Raw genomic sequence first — 18772 nt, forward strand, 5'->3', positions numbered from 1 at the left:
GTGTGGGGGGACACACAACGCGCCCTCGCGCGGCGCGGGTTGGGATGTCCATGAGTTCCAGCAAGGGAATGAGCCGCAGGGAGATGGGGCGCCTGGGCCTCGGGGTCGGTCTCGGTGCTGCCGCCGCGGCGACGCTCAGCGGCTGCGCCGGCGAGGCGGAGCAGCCCCGCCCCCAGGCCGGTCCGGGCCGCCGGCCCGAACGGCCCACGGCGCCCAAGAAGGCCGCCCCGCGGCTGATCGGTGACGGCTCCACCGCGTACACCGGGGCCCAGCCCAACCAGCCGGCCGCGCCCGCGCCGCTGGAGCCGGGCCAGACCCCGCCGCAGTTCGTGATCTTCTCCTGGGACGGCGCCGGCGAGGTCGGCAACGGTCTCTTCCCGCGCTTCCTCGACCTGGCCCGTGAGCACAACGCGCACATGACCTTCTTCCTCTCCGGCCTCTATCTCCTGCCGGAGTCCAGGAAGCGGCTCTACAACCCGCCGAACAACCCGGTCGGCGCCTCCGACATCGGTTACCTCACCGACGGACACGTCCGGGAGACTCTCAGGAACGTCCACCAGGCGTGGATGGACGGCCACGAGATCGGCACCCACTTCAACGGACACTTCTGCGGCGGCTCCGGCTCCGTCGCCAACTGGACCGCCGCCCAGTGGCGCAGCGAGATCGAGCAGGCCCGCACCTTCGTCAAGTCCTGGCGCACCCACACCGGTTGGCACGACCACCCCTCGCTGCCCTTCGACTACGACAAGGAACTCATCGGCGGCCGCACCCCCTGCCTGCTCGGCCAGGAGAACCTGCTGCCTGTCGCCCGCGAGCTCGGCTGGCGCTACGACGCCTCCTCGCCCGGCGGACTCCAGCGCTGGCCCGACAAGAAGCAGGGCATCTGGGACCTGCCCCTGCAGGGCATCCCGTTCCCCGGCCACCGCTTCGAGGTCCTGTCGATGGACTACAACATCCTCGCCAACCAGTCGAAGAACTCCACCCGCGCCCCGTCCTACAACTACCCCGGCTGGCGCACCCAGGCCACCGAGTCCTACCTCGCCGGATTCCAGCGGGCCTACGAGACGAACCGCGCCCCGTTCTTCATCGGCAACCACTTCGAGGAGTGGAACGGCGGCATCTACATGGACGCCGTCGAGACCACCCTCAAGCAGATCTCCGACAAGAAGGACGTACGGCTCGTTTCCTTCCGTCAGTTCGTCGACTGGCTGGACGCCCAGGACCCGGCCGTCCTCGACCGGCTGCGCTCGCTCCAGGTCGGCGAGCGTCCGCCCGGCGGCTGGAACACCTTCCTGCGCCCCGAGAAGGCCGGGACGGCGGGCAAGCCGGCCGGGGGCGGCGCCGGTCACCGGGCGTAGTGAGGCAGGATCGGGAGGAGACACACGTACGCCGCACGAGGAGGAGAGCCGGATGAACAGGCCGATCACCGCGGGAGTGGACGGATCACCCGAGAGCGCGGCCGCCGCCGCGTGGGCGGCCCGCGAGGCGGTGCGCCGCGACCTGCCGCTGCGGCTCGTGCACGTCGGACAGCTCCTGCCCGAGACCCTGGTGCTCGCCGCCGACGAGGCCGCGCAGATCCAGTGGGCGCACGACCTGCTCGCCGAGACCCGACGGGAACTCGCCGAGCGCCACCCCGGACTCGCCGTCACCACCGACGTCCTGGAGGACGACGGCGCCGGTGAGTCCCTGATCGCCGCCGCGGCCGGCGCGGAACTCCTCGCGCTCGGTTCGCGCGGCCACGGCCCGCTCGTCGGCTTCCTGCTCGGCTCCGTCGGGCAGCAGGTCATCGCGGGCGCCGAGCGCCCCGTCGTCCTGGTCCGCTCCGGCGACGAGGCCTCCGCCGAGGCGGCTGGGCGCGATGTCGTCGTCGGGCAGGAGGGCGATCCGCAGGACAGCGCGGACGCCCTGGAGTTCGCGTTCCGCGCCGCCGCCGCCCGCGGCGCGCGGGTGCGGGCGGTACGCGCCTGGAGCCTCCCGCCGGTCTTCGCCTACAGCCCGGCCTCGCTCGAACTCCTCGACGAGTCCGGCGGCCTGGAACCGTACGAGAAGAAGGCTCTCGGCGACGCCCTCGCCCCGCTGCGCGAGCGCTACCCCGACGTGCCGGTCGTCGAGCACACCGAGATCGGCAGCGCCGGACAGGTCCTCCTGTCGGTCGCCTCCGACGCCCAGCTCCTCGTCGTCGGGCGGCGCGCCCGCCGCACCGCCGTCGGAGCCCGCATCGGCTCCGTCGCCCACGCGGTCCTGCACCACGCGCCCTGCCCGGTGGCGGTGGTGCCGCACCGGGCTTGAGTCTCCCCTTACGTCAGGCTGCATGCTCGAGACCGACGAAAGGGCACGGGCATGCAGTACGCGATCGGGCAGCTCTCCGAGGCCGCCGGGGTGACGGTGCGAACCCTGCACCACTACGACCGCACCGGGCTGCTCTCGCCGAGCACCCGCACCCCGGCGGGCTACCGCCGCTACGGCGACGCCGACCTGGCCCGCCTGCGGCAGATCCTCTTCTACCGCGAACTCGGCTTCCCCCTCGACGAGATCGCCGTCATCCTCGCCGACCCGGACGCCGACGTGCTCGACCACCTGCGGGCCCGCCGGCGTCAGCTCACCGAGCAGATCGAACGGCTCACCCACCTCGCCGCACTCACCGACCGGGCCATCGAGGTGCAGACGACCGGCGTGCGCCTCACCCCCGAGGAACGCCTCGACGTCTTCGGCGACATCACCTTCGACCTCAGCTACGCGACCGAGGCCGACGTCCGAGGACAGGACTCGGCGGGCCACCGCACCGCGATGGCCCGCGCCGCCGCCCACTCCAAAGAGGACTGGCGCACCCTGATGCGTGAGGCCGCCGCCTGGCGCCGCGACCTGCTCGCCGCCTACGACGACGGCCTGCCCGCCGACAGCCCCGAAGTCATGGCCCTCGCGGAGGAACAGCGCCGCCACACCGCCCGCTGGTTCACCCCCTGCCCGCCGCGGACCCACCGCCGCATCGCCGACGGCTTCGCCCGCGACCCCCGCGCCTTCGCCCTCGTCGTCCCGCCGGGCCAACAGCGCCCCGGCCTCGCCGCGTACCTCAGGACCGCGATCCACGCGAACGCGGCCCGCCTCGACGCCGACCCGGAGACCTCTGAGGATTCCCCGGATCAGTGATGGAGGCCCCGCCCGTCTCGGGGCGCGGTGCGCGACATCTCTGCCGGTCGCGGCGCACAGGCCGTGCCGCAGACGCCCCGGCTGCCCCTGAGCAGCGTCGAGCAGTCGGCGCCTTCGCCCTCGCATCACCCGAGCCGGCCGGCCGCCTGGTCGAGCCGGCCGCCGACACCCACCCTCCCCGGAGCAGCCGTGAAGATTCTCATCGCCACCGCGGGGTCCCGCGGGGACATCGCCCCCTACACCGGACTCGGCGCCGGACTGCTCGCCGCCGGGCACGACGTGTGCCTCGCCACGCAGGAGGAGTTCGCCCCGATGGTGCGGGCCGCGGGGCTCGGCTTTCGGGCGCTGGCCGACGGCCCGCGCCGTCCCCCGGGGGCGGGCCGCGCGCTGATACGGACCGCCGCCGCGTTCGTCGCCGAACTCGGGCGCGGCTTCGAGGACGTCCTGGAGGCCGACACCGACCTGATGCTGCTCTCCGCCACCACGGCCCCGCTCGGCCCGCACCTCACCGAGGCCACCGGGATCCCCGCGGTCGGCGCGCACCTCCAGCCCAACGCCCCCACCGGCGCGTTCCCGCCCGTCGTCGCCGGGACCCGCTCCCTGGGACGGTTCGGCAACCGCCTCGCGGGCCGCTTCGCCCTGCGCATGGTCGACCGGGTCTACGCCTCCGCCGTACGGGACCTGCGCGCCCGTCTCGACCTGCCGCCCGCGCACGGCCCCGAGATCCGGCGCCGCGAGGAGCGCGCCCGCCGTCCGGTGCTGCACGGCTTCAGTGAGGCGCTCGTGCCGCTCCCCACGGACTGGCGGCCCGGACTGGAGGTCGTCGGCACCTGGTGGCCGTATCTCGCCACGCGTGAACTGCCGCCGGAGGTCGAGGACTTCCTCGCCGCCGGGCCGCCGCCCGTCCTGGTCGGCTTCGGCAGCATGGCGGCGGGGGAGGGGGAGCGGCTGAGCGCGCTCGCCGTCGAGGCGCTGCGCGGCGCGGGGCTGCGCGGCATCCTCCAGTCCGGCGCCGCCGGGCTCGCCGCCGACGCCGACGGCATCCTCACCGTCGGCGAGCTGCCTCATGAACTCCTGCTGCCCCGCACCGCCGGCGTCGTGCACCACTGCGGCGCGGGCACTTCGGCCGCCGCCGCTCGCGCGGGCGTGCCCTCGGTGCCGGTGCCGGTCACCGCCGACCAGCCGTTCTGGGCCGACCGGCTGCACCGGGCAGGAGCCGCCGTCGCCCCGGTCCCGTTCGCGGAGCTCACCGCCGCCCGCCTCACCACGGCCCTGCGGGCCCTGCCGGAGGCGACCGGGGCACAGGACGTCGCCGCCCGGATGGCCGCGGAGGACGGCACCGGCGCGGCGGTGAAGGCCGTCGAGCGCCTCATGCGTGACTGAGGATCGCCACCAGCGCCGTGCACTCCAGGGCGAGCTGCGCGCCGAGCGCCCACCGGCGCACCCGCACGCCCGGTGCCGCCTGCACCACCACGAGCGCGGCGAGCCCGAGCACCAGCGCCCCGGCGAACACCTGGTTCGGCAGCGAGGAACCGCACTGCTCCCCGTAGGTGAGACAGCGTCCCGCCCGTTCGGACATCAGGGTGAGCACGGCCGTGCCGAGGGCCGCCGGAAGGAACAGCACGGCGGACACGACGGACCAGAAGCGCAGCCGCTGCGGCGACTCGGAAGGCCCGGAGAGCCCGGAGGGCAGAGGATCCATGGCGCCATGGAACGCGCCGGGCCCGCACCGGCGCACCGGTGCGGGTACTCAACGGCAGGGGCGCGCGTACTCAGGCGTTGAGCGCCACCACGGCCTCGTCCGTGTAGGGCAGGAAGGTCAGCGTCTGCTGGAAGTACAGCTCGATGCCGTGCGCGTCGTGCGCCGTGTAGCCGATCGCCAGGTCCTGGCCGAGCCGCAGCTCGAAGTCGCCGCCCCGCGTGGACAGCACGAACGCGCCGTTGAGCGCGGGCGCCCAGATCAGCTCGCCGTTCAGGATGCGGCCCAGGTGGTTGGCGATCGGATAGCCGTGGTCGGAGGTCTCGCTGACGGCCGTGTAGGCGTCCGCGCCGAGCAGCAACGCGTACGGACCGTCGACACCGGCGAGGCGCAGCGCGGTCAGGGCCCGGCTGATCGTGTCGGGGTAGTCGCGCGGCTCGGCCGGCAGGCTGAGTACCGGGTTCGAGGTGCGCTCGCGCAGCCCCGGGATGCCCGCCGCCGCGTACCCGTCGAAGATCGCCTGGTCCTCCGCGAAGGCCATGGCGCGGGCCGCGTCCTTCACCGGCTGCCAGTCGGAGTCCTGCGCGCCCCGCTCCACGTCGTCGACGGCGTCCCGGCTCACGGTGAACGGCACCCGCAGGTCGACCAGCTGCTGCACCCCGCGCAGCCGGGCCAGGACGCCCGGCGCGGGCGGGCTGATGTCGCTGAGATGGCCGGTGCCGACCGCGGCGAGCTCGGGCCCGTCGGGCCCGGTGACGTCCACGACGCGGCGGCCCGCCACATGGCGCTGGAAGGTGCGCCGCGCCTCCTCCTCGATCTCGGCCCAGGCGGCGGGGGTGATCGGCGCGAGTTCCCGGTGCAGGTTCGTACTCATGGTGCTCAGGCTCCTTTGAGGCTGCCGATGCCGAGGGTGCCGTCGACGGGGTCGGCGGTCCGGGCGGGCGGCGCGGGCAGGTCGTCGAGGAAGTCGGCGGTCGGCACGTGGAAGAGGCAGCCGGTGACCGCCGTGGAGAAGTCGAGGATGCGGTCGTGGTTGCCCGGCGGGTCGCCGAGGAACATGTTGCGCAGCATCCGCTCGGTCACGTCGGGCGTGCGCGCGTAGCCGATGAAGTAGGTGCCGAACTCGCCGGCGCCGACCGTGCCGAACGGCATGTTCTCGCGCACGATCTGCCGCTGCGTGCCGTCCTCGTCGACGATCGTGTTGAGCGCGACGTGCGAGTTCGACGGCTTGACGTCGTCGGCCATCTCCACGTTGGTGAGCTTGGCGCGGCCGATGACCTTCTCCTGCTCGGAGGTCGGCAGGGCCTCCCAGGCCGCCATGTCGTGCACGTACTTCTGCACGATGACGTAGCTGCCGCCGCGGAAGTCCGGGTCCTCGTCGCCGATGTGGACGGCGGCCGGCGCGGCGTTCCCCGTGGGGTTCTCGCTGCCGTCGACGAAGCCGAGCAGATCGCGCTCGTCGAAGTACTTGAACCCGTGCACCTCGTCCACGACGGTCACCGCGCGGCCGAGCCGCTCGATCAGCAGCCGGGCCAGCTCGAAGCAGAGGTCCATGCGCCGGGCGCGGATGTGGAAGAGCAGGTCGCCGGGGGTGGCCGGGGCGAGGTGGCGCGGCCCGGCCAGGGCCTGGAAGGGGTGCAGGTCGCGCGGGCGGGGCCCGGCGAAGAGCCGGTCCCAGGCGGTCGACCCGATCCCCGTGATGCAGGTGAGGGTGTCCTCGGGGGCGCGGAAGGCGACCGATCTGCGCAGCCCCGACAGGTCCTCCAGGGTGTCCCGCACGGTCTCCTCCCCGCCGGGCGCGACGGTGACGACGAGGAAGACCGAGGCTTTGACGGGTGCGGTGAGGACGTCCTGCGGTTGAACCACGAGCTCTCCCTGCACAGGTGGCGGCGAATGCTGGCCTTTGACACCTTATGGGCAGTGGTGGAACGCGGCATGTGCGCCTGATCGAACGATGTGTCCGACCTCACCCCCGTGCGGAGCGGAGGCGGCGCGGAGCCGGTTGGTTCGATGTTAAACTTTGAACCAGGCCCCGACCGTTCTCCCCCGTACGGTCGGGGTCCTTTTTTGCCCTGGGAGATGTCCCATGGGGACATGTGTCCCGGTGGGACGCAAGCGGGAGTACGGTGGAGGGGCGGGGGCACGCGAGAGCGACGAAGGAGTCGAGCCATGAAGGCACTTCAGTACCGGACCGTCGGAGCAGCCCCCGAGGTCGTCACCGTTCCCGATCCGGAACCGGGCCCCGGGCAGGTCCTCCTGAAGGTCACCGCGGCCGGTGTCTGTCACTCCGACATCGCCGTCATGAGCTGGTCCGCCGAGGAGCTCTCCTTCCCGCTGCCCCTCACCCTCGGCCACGAGGGTGTCGGCACCGTCGCCGCCCTCGGCGCCGGAGTCACCGGTCTGAGCGAGGGCGACTCCGTCGCCGTCTACGGCCCCTGGGGCTGCGGCGCCTGCATCAAGTGTGCCGAGGGCAAGGAGAACTACTGCCTGCGCGCCGCCGAACTCGGCATCCGCCCGCCCGGCCTCGGCGCCCCCGGCTCCATGGCCGAGTACATGCTCGTCGACGACCCGCGCCACCTCGTGCCCCTCGGCGGCCTCGACCCCGTCGCCGCCGTGCCGCTCACCGACGCCGGCCTCACCCCGTACCACGCCATCAAGCGCTCGCTGCCCAAGCTCGTACCCGGCTCCACCGCCGTCGTCATCGGCACCGGCGGCCTCGGCCACGTCGCCATCCAGCTGCTGCGCGCCATGACCGCCGCCCGCGTCGTCGCCCTCGACGTCTCCGAGGAGAAGCTCGCGCTCGCCCGCACCGTCGGCGCCCACCAGGCGATCCTCTCGGACGCCGGCGCGGCGGCGAAGGTCCGCGAGCTCACCGGCGGGCGCGGCGCCGAGGCCGTCTTCGACTTCGTCGGCATCCAGCCCACCGTCGACACCGCGGGAGCCATCGCCGCGACCGAGGGCGACGTCACCCTCGTCGGCATCGGCGGCGGCGCCCTCCCCGTCGGCTTCGGCCGGCAGAAGTACGAGGTCAGCGTCACCGCCCCGTACTGGGGCAGCCGCGCCGAACTCATCGAGGTGCTCGACCTCGCGCGGGCCGGCGACGTCTCCGTGCACACCGAGACGTACTCGCTCGACGACGCCCCCGAGGCGTACGCGCGCCTGCACGACGGCAAGATCAACGGCCGGGCCGTCATCCTCCCCAACGGCTGAGCCGTCCGCTCCCTGCCGGACCGAGTGGCCGGTACTCTGCGGTGAACAGGCCGTTTCTCTCAGGGGGTTGGGGTGTCGGGCGTGCGGACCAAGTGGGTCGGGAGCTGGGCGTTCTGGTATGTGACCGCGATCGCAGGACTGTCCGCCATGATCGGCGTGGGCCTCACCCGGCGCCACGTCGCCCCGACCGTCGTCGCGTTCCTGGCGGCCGTCCTGCTCGTCTCGCGGTTCGGCTCGCGTCTCGAGAAGGGCTGGCGGCAGGCCGCCGCGGACGCCGAGTTCCGCAAGCTGGTGGAAGGCGCGCCGGCTCCGGACGCCGGCCGGTAGGGGAGAGGAACGCGCGGTGATCGGGCGGCGGTTTTCGGCCACGCGGATCGTGCAGCGCTCAACTGACGGCGTGGAGCAGCCTGTTCCGGGTGACGGGTGATCAATAACCTGAGGTGGACCGTCCGTCACCCCACTCAGGGAGCTCCATGTCCACCGCGCAGATCCCCGACATCCTGTCGCCGGAGTTCGCCGCGAACCCCTATCCCGCCTACCGCGCCATGCGGGAGTCCGCGCCGCTCATCCGGCACGAGCCGACGCAGAGCTGGATCGTCTCGCGGTACGCCGACGTCGAGCGCGTCTTCAAGGACAAGGAGGCGCAGTTCACCACCGACAACTACGACTGGCAGATCGAGCCGGTGCACGGCCGGACGATCCTCCAGCTCAGCGGGCGCGAGCACGCGGTGCGCCGGGCGCTCGTCGCCCCGGCCTTCCGCGGCAGCGACCTCCAGGAGAAGTTCCTGCCCGTCATCGAGGCCAACTCCCGTGAGCTGATAGACACCTTCCGCGCCACCGGCTCCGCCGACCTCGTCGCGGACTACGCCACCCGCTTCCCGGTCAACGTCATCGCCGACATGCTCGGCCTCGACAAGGCCGACCACGCCCGCTTCCACGGCTGGTACACGACGGTCATCGCCTTCCTCGGCAACCTCGCCGGCGACCCCGACGTCGCCGCCGCGGGCGAGCGCACCCGCGTCGAGTTCGCCGAGTACATGATCCCGATCATCCGGGCCCGCCGCGACCACCTCGGCGACGACCTGCTCTCCGCGCTCTGCGCCGCCGAGGTCGACGGCGTCCGCATGAGCGACGAGGACATCAAGGCGTTCTGCAGCCTGCTCCTCGCCGCCGGCGGCGAGACCACCGACAAGGCCATCGCCAGCATCTTCGCCAACCTGCTCACCCACCCCGAGCAGCTGGCCGCCGTGCGCGAGGACCGCTCCCTGATCGCCCGCGCCTTCGCGGAGACGCTCCGCTTCACCCCGCCCGTCCACATGATCATGCGGCAGTCCGCCGTCGACGTGGAGCTGAGCGGCGGCACCGTCCCCGCGGGCGCCACCGTCACCTGCCTCATCGGCTCCGCCAACCGCGACGAGAACCGCTACAAGGACCCCGACCGCTTCGACATCTTCCGCGAGGACCTGACCACCACCACCGCCTTCTCGGCCGCCGCCGACCACCTCGCCTTCGCACTCGGCCGGCACTTCTGCGTCGGCGCGCTGCTCGCCAAGGCCGAGGTCGAGACCGGAGTGAACCAGCTCCTCGACGCCATGCCCGACCTGCGGCTCGCCGACGGCTTCGACCCCGTCGAACAGGGCGTGTTCACCCGCGGCCCGCAGTCCCTGCCGGTGCGCTTCACCCCCGTGGGGGCCTGACCTCCGCCGGGGTCCCGTGTAGCATGGCGGTATGCATCGTTCTTCGTGCCTGAACTGGTGGCGCCTCACTTAGAGGCGGCCACCCACTCAGCACGTACAAGGGCCGTCCCCGGACGGCCCTTTCTGCTTCCCCGGAAGTCTCCGGAAGTCTCCGGAAGCGGTGCCGTCCCGAGGGCGACCACGACCCCGGGAGACAGACACCATGAGCACCAGCACCGGCACCGACGTCCTCGGCACCAGTACCGCGCAGGCCCGCAGCGCCGAGCTCGAGCAGCTGATCCGCAAGGACTCCGCACGGTTCCGCGTCCTGACCGGAGACCGCCCCACCGGGCGCCTCCATCTCGGCCACTACTTCGGCACCCTGCACAACCGCGTCAGACTCCAGGACCTCGGCGTCGAGACCCTCGTCCTCGTCGCCGACTACCAGGTCCTCACCGACCGTGACATCGCCGAGAACCTGAAGGAGTACGTCGAGGAGCTCGTCCTCGACTATCTCGCCATCGGCATCGACCCCGAGCGCTCCACGATCTTCACGCACAGCGCCGTGCCCGCCCTCAACCAGCTGCTGCTGCCCTTCCTGAGCCTCGTCTCCGTCTCCGAACTCAACCGCAACCCCACCGTCAAGGACGAGATCGCCCACTCCCGGCAGGCCTCCGTCAGCGGCCTCATGTTCACCTACCCCGTCCACCAGGCCGCCGACATCCTCTTCTGCAAGGCCGACCTCGTCCCCGTCGGCCAGGACCAGCTGCCCCACCTGGAGATCACCCGCACCGTCGCCCGCCGCTTCAACGAGCGCTACGCCAAGGGCCGTCCGGTCTTCCCCGAGCCCGAGGCGCTGCTCTCCACCGCGCCGCTGCTGCTCGGCACCGACGGCGGCAAGATGAGCAAGAGCCGCGGCAACGCGATCTCCCTGTCCGCCGACGCCGACGAGACCGCCCGGCTCATCCGCGGCGCCAAGACCGACGCCGAGCGCCGCATCACCTACGACCCTGCGCACCGGCCCGAGGTGTCCTCCCTCGTGCTGCTCGCCGCGCTCTGCGAGGACAGCGACCCGCACCGGGTCGCCGAGGAGATCGGCGACGGGGGCGGCGCCGCGCTCAAGCGCCGGGTCACCGAGGCCGTCAACACCCGCCTCGCCCCGATCCGGGCCCGCCGCGCCGCGTTCGCCACGGACCGGGCGCTGGTCAGGGACGTGCTCCGGGCCGGCAACGCCCGCGCCAACGAGATCGCGGAGCGGACCCTCCGGGAGGTGCGGGAAGCCATGGGCGCCGATTACTAGAGCCCCGCCAGGGGCCCGGCGTCTACGCTGCCGGTGTGCAGCAGAATCGGAGGCGTGACCGGCGACCGGGGCGGCGGCCGGCGCCGGGCCCGGCGCCGGTGCAGGCCCCGCCTCTGGCCGGTGCGGACATCGTCCTCATAGGGCACTTCAGCGCACGCCACAAGAATCACACGGCTCGCATGGACGCCGCCGAGACCGAGCTGACCGCCGCGGGCGCCCGGGTCGTCGGACGGATCGTGCAGCGGCGCGGGGTCTCGGCGGGCGGCGCCGCCAAGATGGACCTGCCGCACTCCACCCGTACGGTCCTCAGCCCCGGCAAGGCGCGGGAGGCGGCGGCCCTGTGCGCGCGGACCGGGGCCGACGCCGCCGTCTTCGTCACACCGGTGACGGACCGTCAACGCGCCCTGCTGGCCGAACTGTTCGGCTGCCCGGTGCTCGGGCCGCTCAGTGCACCACCGGAGTGAACCGCACCGGCAGCGAGGTCAGACCCCGCATCCAGATCGACGGACGCCAGGTGAGCTCCGCCGGCTCCACCGCGAGCACCAGGTCCGGCAGCCGGTCCAGGAGCGTCTCCACCGCCGTGCGCGCGATGACGTCGGCGAGGAGCGGCGCCGGATAGGGGCAGCGGTGCTCGCCGTTGCTGAACGACAGGTGCGCCGCGTTCTCCGCGCCCACGTGCGACTCGGGCCAGATCTGCGGATCCGTGTTCGCCGCCGCGAGCCCCAGCACCACACAGTCGCCGGCGCGGATCAGACGGCCACCGAGCTGGGTGTCGCGCACCGCCCACCGGCCGATGAAGTTCTGCGTCGGCGTGTCCAGCCACAGCACCTCGTTGAGCGCCTCGCCGACGCTCACCCGGCCGCCCGACACGTTCAGCGCGAACCGCTCGTCGGTCAGCAGCAGCCGCAGCGTGTTGCAGATCCAGTTCGCCGTCGGCTGCTGGGCCGCGGCGATCACCGAGATCAGGTCCTGCACGATCTCCTCGTCGGTCAGCCCCGCCGGGTCCAGGATCATCCGCGAGGTGACGTCCGCGCCGGGCCGCTCCCGCTTCTCCTTGACCAGCGCCGCGATCCGCTCGCCCACCCGCACGTACGCGGCGACCGGATCGTCGCCCTCGGCCGCGTCCAGCGAGATCCGCAGATCGTCCACCAGATCCTGCGTGTCCGTACCCAGCTGCGGCATCCCGCACATCTGCACCGCGGCCCGCATCGGCAGCGCGTGCGCGTACGCCGCCATCAGCTCGGCCTGGCCGCTGCCCGCGAACCGCGAGATCAGCGCGTCGGCGATCTGCCCGCAGTCCCGGGCCAGTTCGAACTGGTCGACCTGCTCCAGGGCGTGCGTGATCACCCCGGCCCGTCGCTGGTGCTCCGCGCCCTCCGTGAACAGCACCGAGGGCTGGTGGCCGACGAACGGCATCAGCGGCCAGTCCGCGGGGATGTTCTCCCACTGGTTCCAGCGGCGCGAGTCACGGGCGAACAGCTCGTCGTGCGCGGTCACATAGCTGACCTCGGAGTAGCCGAGCACCAGCCACGCCGGTACGCCCCCGTCGAGCAGCACGGGGGCCACCGGACCGTGCTCACGGCGCAGCGAGCGGTAGAGCTGGGACGGCGTCTGCTGGTACTCCAGGCCGCTCAGCGGGACCGCGCCCGCGTGCGCCGGGCAGCCTGCGGGGGCGGTGGGGCTCTGGTCGGTCACGGTGTCGTCTCCTGGGCCATGGCCAGTTCGTAGAGGTGGTCGACGAGGGTGATCAGCACGTCCTTGCCCGAGGATCTGACCCGGGCGTCGCAGTCCACCATCGGCACGTGGGCGGGCAGCGCGAGCGCCTGGCGGATCTCGTCGAGGGAGTGCCGCACCGGCTCGTCGTCGAACCGGTTGACCGCCACCACGAACGGTGTGCCGTGGTGCTCCAGCCGGTCGATGGCGTACCAGGAGTCGTCCATGCGCCGGGTGTCGACGAGGACGACCGCGCCCAGCGTGCCGGAGAACAGCCGGTCCCACAGGAACCAGAAACGCTCCTGGCCCGGGGCGCCGAACAAGTAGAGGACCATGCGGTCGTTGAGGCTGATGCGGCCGAAGTCGAAGGCCACGGTGGTGGTCGTCTTCGAGGCGACGCCCGCCGTCGAGTCGACGCCCACCCCGGCCTGCGTCATGACCTCCTCGGTGTTCAGCGGGCGGATCTCGCTGACCGAGCGCACCAGCGTGGTCTTGCCGACGCCGAAGCCGCCCACGACGACGATCTTCAGGCCGGTGTCCGCGGTGTCGCCGAGCGGGGTGCGCGCGGAAAGCTCCGAGATCGCGGACCGTTCAGAGGTTGCGGAGCCCATGGAGCACCTCCTTGAGAAGGGCGGAATCGGGGAGCGCGGCGACCCCTGGGGCCGCGCGCGGATGACGGGCGGTGACCTTGCCGCCGGCCAGCAGGTCGCCGAGCAGGATGCGGATCACGGTGATCGGCATCCTCAGCTCGGCGGCGATCTCGACCACGGCCGTCGGATGCCGGCACAGCTCCAGGATCCGGACGTGCTCGGACTGCATCCCCGCGGTCGGGGCGCACTCGCTGACCACCAGCGTGACCAGGTCGAACGAGGTGTCGTCGACACGCGAGCGGCCCCCGGTGACGGTGTAGAGCCGGTCCGGGTCGCCGGTGTCCACCGGCCGCCGGGTCACGAGGCGCCGCTCCCCACGACGGGCTCGCGCGGCGCGGCCTGCAGGTGCTCGCCGATCTGCTCCACCAGCTCCGTCATCTGGTGCCCGACGACGCCCGGGTCGGCGTCCTCGTCCGCGAGCACCGCGAGGTGGGCGCCGTCGCCCGCGTCCACGATGAACAGCAGGCCGCCGTGGAACTCCGTCATCGAGTGCCGGACACCGCCGGTGCCGTCGCCGAACTCGACGGAGGCGCCCTGGGCGAGGGCCTGGATGCCGGAACAGATCGCCGACAGCTGGTCGGCCTGGTCGAGCGTCAGATGCTCGCTCCAGCACAGCTTCAGGCCGTCCCGGGACAGGACCAGGGCGTGCCGGGTGCCGGGGGTGCGCTCCAGGAGGTTCTCCAGGAGCCAGGTCAGGCTGGTGTCAGTGGTCTGCATGGCGGGTCGGGCGGACCGGGCCGGCGGGGGAGCCGGGGTGCCGCCCGTGCCTCCAATCTCAGGTGTCGAGCGGGGGTGAGTGGGTCTCGGGAGCGGCGGCTACGCGGGACGGTCCGGCCCGGCCGCGTCGTCCGCCGGGCCGCCGGGGTGTCGGCCGGAGGTGTCCGGCGCGGACGGGGCGCCGTCATCGAGCCGGCTCTCCGCGGTCCTGCGCCCCCGGTGGAAGGCGCCGAAGCGGGCGCCCGCGCTCCGGGCGGGGTCCGTGGCGCGCCCGGGGGAGGGCGCGGGACGGGAACGCTCCTGTTCGGCGGCGGCCATGGTGCGGCCGGGGGCGCGCACCGGCAGGCCGCCGGGCGTCGCGCCGGTCGAGGGCGCGGGGCGCGGAGCGGGCACCTCGGCTCGCTCGTGCGTCTCCTCCGGCGCCGGCGGCGCGGCAGACGCGGGCTCGGCGACCGGCGCCGCGGCGGGAGCGGACGCGGCCGGGGCGGGCGGCGCCATGGCGTCGGGCCGCACGGCCTCCCGCTGCTGGGCCAGCAGCTGCGGGGGCAGCAGGACGACGACACCGGTGCCGCCGCGCGAGGACGGCCGGAAGTTGACGTCGATCCGGTACTTCAGCGCGAGCCGGCCGACGACCGCGAGCCCGAGCCGGGTGCCCTGGAGCGAGGCGAGGTCGGTGACCCGTCCGGAGACGGCCTCCTCCGCGCGGCGCATCGCGGCGTCGGCCATCTTCAGGCCGCTGTCCTCGATGGTGACGACGATCCCGGCGGACCGTTCCTCCACGTAGACGTGCACCTCGTCGATGGGCGGCGAGAAGTTGGCCGCGTTGTCCATCAGCTCGGCGAGCAGGTGCATCACGCCTTCGGCGGCGAACCCGGCGATCGCCGCGTTCGTGGCGCAGTGCAGCCGCACCCGCTGGTAGGCGGCGATGCGGCCGACGGCGCCGCGCAGCACGCTCTCCATGACGATGGGCTTGTTCCAGGCACGGCTGGAGCGACCGCCCATGAGCAGGGCGAGCCGGTCCGTCATCAGGCCGAGCTGGGAGGTGGAGTGGTCCAGGCGGAGCAGATCGCCGAAGACCTCCTCGCCGTGACGTTCCTGCATGCTGCGCAGATCGGCCAGCATGCTCACGGACTTGGCCTGGACGCGGCTGAGCGCCTTCGCGGAGGCGGCCTGCGCCGCGGCGGCGCGGCGCTCGCTCAGCGCGAGCTCGCGCAGGAACGCCTCGGCGGGCACGCGGAGCACCGGGGTCGCGGGCCAGTCGAGCTCCGCGAGGACCGCGTCGGCGGACACACCGTCGTGCAGCCGGGCCACGGCGGTCGGGAACGTCTCCTGGGTCATACGGGCCAACTCGGCGGTGCCCCGGTCGAGTTCGGCACGTGCGGCGTCCCGCTCGGCGGCGGCCTGCCGGGCGCGGTGGTCCACCGTCTCCAGGGCAGCGGTGAACTCGTCCAGAATCCGCCGCAGTTGCGGATCGGAGGGGGCCTGCGCGGCCGGCGCCGCCTCGGCGCCCTCCTCGACGCGGCGCAGCACGGCGGGCAGTCCGAGGTTCACGAGCTGGGCGGTCTCGGCGGTCTGCTGCGTCAGCCGGCCCTGTGCCAGGGCGAGTTCCTCGCGGGCCCGCCGGGCGTCGCGCCGGGCACGGTCACCGGCCGTGTGCCCCAGGAGGACGGCGACGGCCAGAGCCGCCCAGGCGACCACGACCGTGACGACCGCCCAGCCGGTGGCGCCCGACGGGGCGAGAGCGGCGGCGGCACCGGCCGCCGCGGCGGCCGCCACGAGCACGGCGAGCGGTCTGCCGAGCGAGGTGCGCCGGGCCTTCGCGGTCGCGCGCGGGCGGGGAGGAGCAGGCACTGACATTCCGCGGTCCTCGGTCCTTGAGTGCGGGGGTGATGCGCCGACCGGTCACGTCGACGGCTCGGTCCACCAGGCGGACGCCGAATGGGACGCCGATCTTCCGGACCGTACGAGCGCTCATGCTAGTCATGCCGCGGGCCGAGCAGATCGGACAATCCGGGTAGTACGCCCTGGCGGTGACTTCGTCGTGAACTCGCCTTCTGCGGCAGGGGGCGTGATACGGCGTGAGGAACCGGAAGGGGAGGCGGAAGCCGGTCCGGGAGGGGGCGGAACGGGACCGCGTGCGGGGCCGCGAACGACGGATGCCCCCGGCGCGCGAGCGCCGGAGGCATCGGAACCGCCCGGGGCAAGGCGCCGGGCGGATATTTTCGGCCAAACGTCGGGCCGGAGCCGGTCCCGGACGAGGACGGCGCCGGGCCGGGCTCAGCCCTGGACGTGCTGCTGGTGCGCGCTGCCGCCGGGCGCCGCCGTGGCCTGCGCGAGCATTCCCTCGGCGTGCTCCCTGGGCAGCTGCTGCTCCAGCCCGCAGAAGGTGCACTGGGTGCGGTACTTGGTCGAGATCGGGAAGAGCGGTACGAAGAACAGCGTGAACTTCGTGACGTACTTGCGCAGGGCGTGCGCGGCCGGATTGCCGCAGTTGCCGCACAGCAGCGTGAGCATGGCGAGCTGGTACACGTAGCCCCGCGTGCCGAAGATGATCATGATGTCCCCTCCCGATGGCCGACCCGCCGCCGGGATCCCGGGGCTGCCGTCATCGTAGGCGGCCCCGGCCCGGTCCTCACAAGCCGTAACGCCTGGTCGTCAGCTCCTCCTGGGCGAGCCGGCGCAGCGCGAGGAGCACCGGCTCGAAGAGCACCGCGGCGCCGACCACGATCTCGGCCTTCTCCGTGGTGTCGTCGTAGCGGTCCAGATGGTCGAGGTCCACCGTCGCGATCTCCTCCACGGCGCGCCCGTAGGGGGTCAGCTGTTCCGGCGGGAACTCGTAGCCGACCCGGGGCAGGGTCGCCAGCGAGCTGATCAGGGCGCGGTAGCTGGGGGAGAGCGCGCCGATCTCCCGCGCGTGCGTCCAGCCGAGCTCGTCGAGCAGCGACTCGACCAGCGCGGTCGCCCGCACGATGTGCGGGTCCTCCGGGTCCGGGTCCGGCGGCTGGGGCAGGGCCCACATCGCGGCGCCCACCCGGAACGTCGTGTTGAGCGAGTCGTCGTCGATCGCCGCGATCACCTCGCGCGCCGTGGCCACCGGCACCCGGCCGACCTGGATCAGCGCCCGGATCAGCGCGAGCCGGCGCACGTGCGCCTCCTCGTACTCCGCCTGGGTCGCGCTGATCCGCCGCCCCGGCGGGAGCAGCTCTTCGCGCAGGTAGTACTTGATCGTGCCCACCGGCACCCCGCTGCGCTCGCTCAGCTCCGCAAGCCGCATCTCTTGTGCCCCTTCTTGGAAAGTGCCACTATCCAACCATGGCTCTGGTGATCGCCACAGCCGCAGCACGCTCATGGCCTGCAGTCTCACATTGGTAGTCCGACGGATCGGGGGAGTCGTGTCCGCGCACACACAACTGGGACGCTCGACCGCTGCCGTCGATGAGGAAGTCGTCGTCTTCCTCATCGGCATGCGGATCAATCACTTCTGGGCGGTGCACCGCTGGGTGCCGGTGTTCCTCGCCATGCCCATGATGCTCAGGGAGCTGAAGAAGGACCGCAGTCTGGGACTCCTCGACCACATTCTGGGCACCGCGAGCCCGCGGTCCTATTTCGTCATCCAGTACTGGGAGTCCAAGGACAAGCTGCTCACCTACGCAGCCCTGCCCGACAAGCGGCACCGCCCGTGGTGGGCCCGGATCAACAAGCTCCTGCGCAACAGTGGCGGCCACGTCGGGCTCTGGCACGAGACCTACGTCGTCCCGGCCGGCTCGTACGAGACCATCTACGGGGACATGCCGCCGTACGGGCTCGCCAAGGCCCACGGGATGCGATCGCTCAAGGACGGCGTGCAGGCCCGCGACCGGATGTCGGCCTGAAACGGTCACGGACAGCCACGCGGCGGCTACCAGGTGTCCCCGCGCGGTCGTCCGGGCGGGCCGAATCGGCAATCCGCCCGTCGTGATGAAAAGATTGGGCCATGGCAATCAAGACCTACTTCGACATCACGATCAACGACGAGCCCGCCGGGCGGATCACGTTCAACCTCTTCGAGGACGTCGTCCCGAAGACCGCGGAGAACTTCCGCGCGCTGTGCACCGGTGAGAAGGGCTTCGGCTACGCCGGTTCCTCCTTCCACCGCGTCATCCCGCAGTTCATGCTGCAGGGCGGCGACTTCACCGCCGGCAACGGCACCGGCGGCAAGAGCATCTACGGCGAGAAGTTCGCCGACGAGAACTTCCAGCTCAAGCACACCAAGCCGGGCCTGCTCTCCATGGCCAACGCGGGCCCGAACACCAACGGCTCGCAGTTCTTCATCACCACCATCGTCACCGACTGGCTCGACGGCAAGCACGTCGTCTTCGGCGAGGTCGAGGACGGCATGGAGCTCGTGAAGAAGATCGAGTCCCTCGGCTCGCGCAGCGGTGCCACCGCCGCCAAGATCACGATCTCCGAGTCCGGCCAGCTCTGATCCACCGGCTCTGATCCACGCGTAGAGGCCGGGCCCCGCCATGCGGCGGGGCCCGGCCTCTACGCGTTCCCGGACCCACCCGCACCCGGGCGGAGCGCAGTAACGAGCAGTAACTTCCCGCACTCAACTCCCGGCGGCCCCGGGCGCGTTAGGGTCACGCTCACCGATCGTGATCCAACTCGTCGTGCCCACAAC

The 18772-nt window shown here is 72.6% G+C and carries 21 protein-coding genes; 11 read left to right on the top strand and 10 right to left on the bottom strand.

Features of this window, described 5'->3' with window-relative positions:
- Positions 1-50: 50 nt before the first annotated feature.
- From ACZ4E1_RS13540 to ACZ4E1_RS13555, 4 genes are all read left to right on the top strand, one after another.
- Positions 51-1358, top strand: coding sequence for a polysaccharide deacetylase family protein (locus ACZ4E1_RS13540; RefSeq protein WP_467538892.1), 1308 nt, complete (start codon positions 51-53; stop codon positions 1356-1358).
- 52 nt (positions 1359-1410) lie between these two features.
- The gene (locus ACZ4E1_RS13545; RefSeq protein WP_467538895.1) at positions 1411-2289 is read left to right on the top strand and encodes a universal stress protein; all 879 of its coding nucleotides are present in this window, start codon (positions 1411-1413) and stop codon (positions 2287-2289) included.
- A 51-nt stretch (positions 2290-2340) separates the two neighbouring features.
- Entirely contained in the window at positions 2341-3147 is an 807-nt protein-coding gene (locus tag ACZ4E1_RS13550) for a MerR family transcriptional regulator (RefSeq protein WP_467538898.1), read from the top strand.
- A 189-nt stretch (positions 3148-3336) separates the two neighbouring features.
- Positions 3337-4530: a glycosyltransferase gene (locus ACZ4E1_RS13555; RefSeq protein WP_467538900.1), complete on the top strand. Its 1194-nt coding sequence runs from the start codon at positions 3337-3339 to the stop codon at positions 4528-4530.
- On the opposite strand, the gene ACZ4E1_RS13560 is transcribed toward ACZ4E1_RS13555, so the two are convergent.
- The 3 genes from ACZ4E1_RS13560 to ACZ4E1_RS13570 all read right to left on the bottom strand — a co-directional run bounded on the left by ACZ4E1_RS13560 (position 4517) and on the right by ACZ4E1_RS13570 (position 6712).
- Positions 4517-4849, bottom strand: a complete 333-nt coding sequence (locus tag ACZ4E1_RS13560; protein WP_467538902.1) for a hypothetical protein — start codon at positions 4847-4849, stop codon at positions 4517-4519. The genes ACZ4E1_RS13555 and ACZ4E1_RS13560 overlap by 14 nt on opposite strands.
- Before the next feature lie 70 nt (positions 4850-4919).
- On the bottom strand, positions 4920-5720 hold the full coding sequence (locus ACZ4E1_RS13565) for a family 1 encapsulin nanocompartment shell protein (protein ID WP_467538905.1): 801 nt from the start codon (positions 5718-5720) through the stop codon (positions 4920-4922).
- A 5-nt stretch (positions 5721-5725) separates the two neighbouring features.
- A complete protein-coding gene (locus tag ACZ4E1_RS13570) occupies positions 5726-6712 on the bottom strand; it encodes a Dyp-type peroxidase (RefSeq protein ID WP_467538909.1) in 987 nt (328 codons plus the stop codon).
- 303 nt (positions 6713-7015) lie between these two features.
- Here ACZ4E1_RS13570 and ACZ4E1_RS13575 point away from each other — a divergent pair, with 303 nt between their 5' ends.
- The 5 genes from ACZ4E1_RS13575 (at position 7016) to ACZ4E1_RS13595 (ending at position 11496) form a co-directional block, all read left to right on the top strand.
- Positions 7016-8056 carry an NAD(P)-dependent alcohol dehydrogenase gene (locus tag ACZ4E1_RS13575; RefSeq protein ID WP_467538910.1) on the top strand — a complete coding sequence of 347 codons (1041 nt, stop codon included), beginning with the start codon at positions 7016-7018 and terminating at the stop codon, positions 8054-8056.
- Positions 8057-8137: 81 nt separating this feature from the next.
- Positions 8138-8383, top strand: a complete 246-nt coding sequence (locus ACZ4E1_RS13580; protein ID WP_467538912.1) for a hypothetical protein — start codon at positions 8138-8140, stop codon at positions 8381-8383.
- Between the two features lie 146 nt (positions 8384-8529).
- Positions 8530-9753 carry a cytochrome P450 gene (locus tag ACZ4E1_RS13585; RefSeq protein ID WP_467538914.1) on the top strand — a complete coding sequence of 408 codons (1224 nt, stop codon included), beginning with the start codon at positions 8530-8532 and terminating at the stop codon, positions 9751-9753.
- 202 nt (positions 9754-9955) lie between these two features.
- Positions 9956-11032, top strand: a complete 1077-nt coding sequence (gene trpS, locus ACZ4E1_RS13590; RefSeq protein ID WP_467538916.1) for a tryptophan--tRNA ligase — start codon at positions 9956-9958, stop codon at positions 11030-11032.
- Between the two features lie 179 nt (positions 11033-11211).
- On the top strand, positions 11212-11496 hold the full coding sequence (locus ACZ4E1_RS13595; protein ID WP_467538918.1) for a hypothetical protein: 285 nt from the start codon (positions 11212-11214) through the stop codon (positions 11494-11496).
- Here ACZ4E1_RS13595 and ACZ4E1_RS13600 read toward each other — a convergent pair.
- The 7 genes from ACZ4E1_RS13600 to ACZ4E1_RS13630 form a co-directional block, all read right to left on the bottom strand.
- Positions 11477-12727 carry a cytochrome P450 gene (locus ACZ4E1_RS13600; protein ID WP_467538921.1) on the bottom strand — a complete coding sequence of 417 codons (1251 nt, stop codon included), beginning with the start codon at positions 12725-12727 and terminating at the stop codon, positions 11477-11479. The two genes, ACZ4E1_RS13595 and ACZ4E1_RS13600, sit on opposite strands and share 20 nt — an antisense overlap.
- Positions 12724-13356: a GTP-binding protein gene (locus ACZ4E1_RS13605; protein ID WP_467538924.1), complete on the bottom strand. Its 633-nt coding sequence runs from the start codon at positions 13354-13356 to the stop codon at positions 12724-12726. The genes ACZ4E1_RS13600 and ACZ4E1_RS13605 overlap by 4 nt, the downstream gene beginning before the upstream one ends.
- Positions 13337-13696 (bottom strand): DUF742 domain-containing protein, encoded by a 360-nt coding sequence (locus ACZ4E1_RS13610; RefSeq protein WP_467538925.1) that lies wholly within the window; start codon positions 13694-13696, stop codon positions 13337-13339. Before ACZ4E1_RS13610 ends, ACZ4E1_RS13605 begins: the two co-directional genes overlap by 20 nt.
- On the bottom strand, positions 13693-14112 hold the full coding sequence (locus tag ACZ4E1_RS13615) for a roadblock/LC7 domain-containing protein (protein WP_467538926.1): 420 nt from the start codon (positions 14110-14112) through the stop codon (positions 13693-13695). The genes ACZ4E1_RS13610 and ACZ4E1_RS13615 overlap by 4 nt, the downstream gene beginning before the upstream one ends.
- Positions 14113-14211: 99 nt before the next feature.
- The gene (locus ACZ4E1_RS13620) at positions 14212-15969 is read right to left on the bottom strand and encodes a sensor histidine kinase (protein WP_467538927.1); all 1758 of its coding nucleotides are present in this window, start codon (positions 15967-15969) and stop codon (positions 14212-14214) included.
- 420 nt (positions 15970-16389) lie between these two features.
- Entirely contained in the window at positions 16390-16668 is a 279-nt protein-coding gene (locus tag ACZ4E1_RS13625; RefSeq protein WP_467538929.1) for a zinc-ribbon domain-containing protein, read from the bottom strand.
- 76 nt (positions 16669-16744) lie between these two features.
- On the bottom strand, positions 16745-17386 hold the full coding sequence (locus ACZ4E1_RS13630) for a MerR family transcriptional regulator (protein WP_467538930.1): 642 nt from the start codon (positions 17384-17386) through the stop codon (positions 16745-16747).
- Positions 17387-17504: 118 nt separating this feature from the next.
- Between ACZ4E1_RS13630 and ACZ4E1_RS13635 the strand changes: the two genes are divergently transcribed.
- Together ACZ4E1_RS13635 and ACZ4E1_RS13640 are read left to right on the top strand one after the other, a co-directional pair.
- Positions 17505-17984, top strand: coding sequence for a DUF4188 domain-containing protein (locus tag ACZ4E1_RS13635; RefSeq protein WP_467538931.1), 480 nt, complete (start codon positions 17505-17507; stop codon positions 17982-17984).
- A 101-nt stretch (positions 17985-18085) separates the two neighbouring features.
- Positions 18086-18577 (top strand): peptidylprolyl isomerase, encoded by a 492-nt coding sequence (locus tag ACZ4E1_RS13640; protein ID WP_399123831.1) that lies wholly within the window; start codon positions 18086-18088, stop codon positions 18575-18577.
- Positions 18578-18772 lie beyond the last annotated feature (195 nt).

It is taken from the genome of Streptomyces sp. NPDC025806 (genome assembly GCF_055558275.1).

Excerpts from the sequence above, each read along its gene's own strand:
- ACZ4E1_RS13540 (WP_467538892.1), top strand. The coding sequence starts at position 51 with ATGAGTTCCAGCAAGGGAATGAGCCGCAGGGAGATGGGGCGCCTGGGC.
- ACZ4E1_RS13545 (WP_467538895.1), top strand. The coding sequence starts at position 1,411 with ATGAACAGGCCGATCACCGCGGGAGTGGACGGATCACCCGAGAGCGCG.
- ACZ4E1_RS13550 (WP_467538898.1), top strand. The coding sequence starts at position 2,341 with ATGCAGTACGCGATCGGGCAGCTCTCCGAGGCCGCCGGGGTGACGGTG.
- ACZ4E1_RS13560 (WP_467538902.1), bottom strand. The coding sequence starts at position 4,849 with ATGGATCCTCTGCCCTCCGGGCTCTCCGGGCCTTCCGAGTCGCCGCAG.
- ACZ4E1_RS13565 (WP_467538905.1), bottom strand. The coding sequence starts at position 5,720 with ATGAGTACGAACCTGCACCGGGAACTCGCGCCGATCACCCCCGCCGCC.
- ACZ4E1_RS13575 (WP_467538910.1), top strand. The coding sequence starts at position 7,016 with ATGAAGGCACTTCAGTACCGGACCGTCGGAGCAGCCCCCGAGGTCGTC.
- ACZ4E1_RS13585 (WP_467538914.1), top strand. The coding sequence starts at position 8,530 with ATGTCCACCGCGCAGATCCCCGACATCCTGTCGCCGGAGTTCGCCGCG.
- trpS (WP_467538916.1), top strand. The coding sequence starts at position 9,956 with ATGAGCACCAGCACCGGCACCGACGTCCTCGGCACCAGTACCGCGCAG.
- ACZ4E1_RS13595 (WP_467538918.1), top strand. The coding sequence starts at position 11,212 with ATGGACGCCGCCGAGACCGAGCTGACCGCCGCGGGCGCCCGGGTCGTC.
- ACZ4E1_RS13605 (WP_467538924.1), bottom strand. The coding sequence starts at position 13,356 with ATGGGCTCCGCAACCTCTGAACGGTCCGCGATCTCGGAGCTTTCCGCG.
- ACZ4E1_RS13615 (WP_467538926.1), bottom strand. The coding sequence starts at position 14,112 with ATGCAGACCACTGACACCAGCCTGACCTGGCTCCTGGAGAACCTCCTG.
- ACZ4E1_RS13620 (WP_467538927.1), bottom strand. The coding sequence starts at position 15,969 with ATGTCAGTGCCTGCTCCTCCCCGCCCGCGCGCGACCGCGAAGGCCCGG.
- ACZ4E1_RS13625 (WP_467538929.1), bottom strand. The coding sequence starts at position 16,668 with ATGATCATCTTCGGCACGCGGGGCTACGTGTACCAGCTCGCCATGCTC.
- ACZ4E1_RS13630 (WP_467538930.1), bottom strand. The coding sequence starts at position 17,386 with ATGCGGCTTGCGGAGCTGAGCGAGCGCAGCGGGGTGCCGGTGGGCACG.
- ACZ4E1_RS13640 (WP_399123831.1), top strand. The coding sequence starts at position 18,086 with ATGGCAATCAAGACCTACTTCGACATCACGATCAACGACGAGCCCGCC.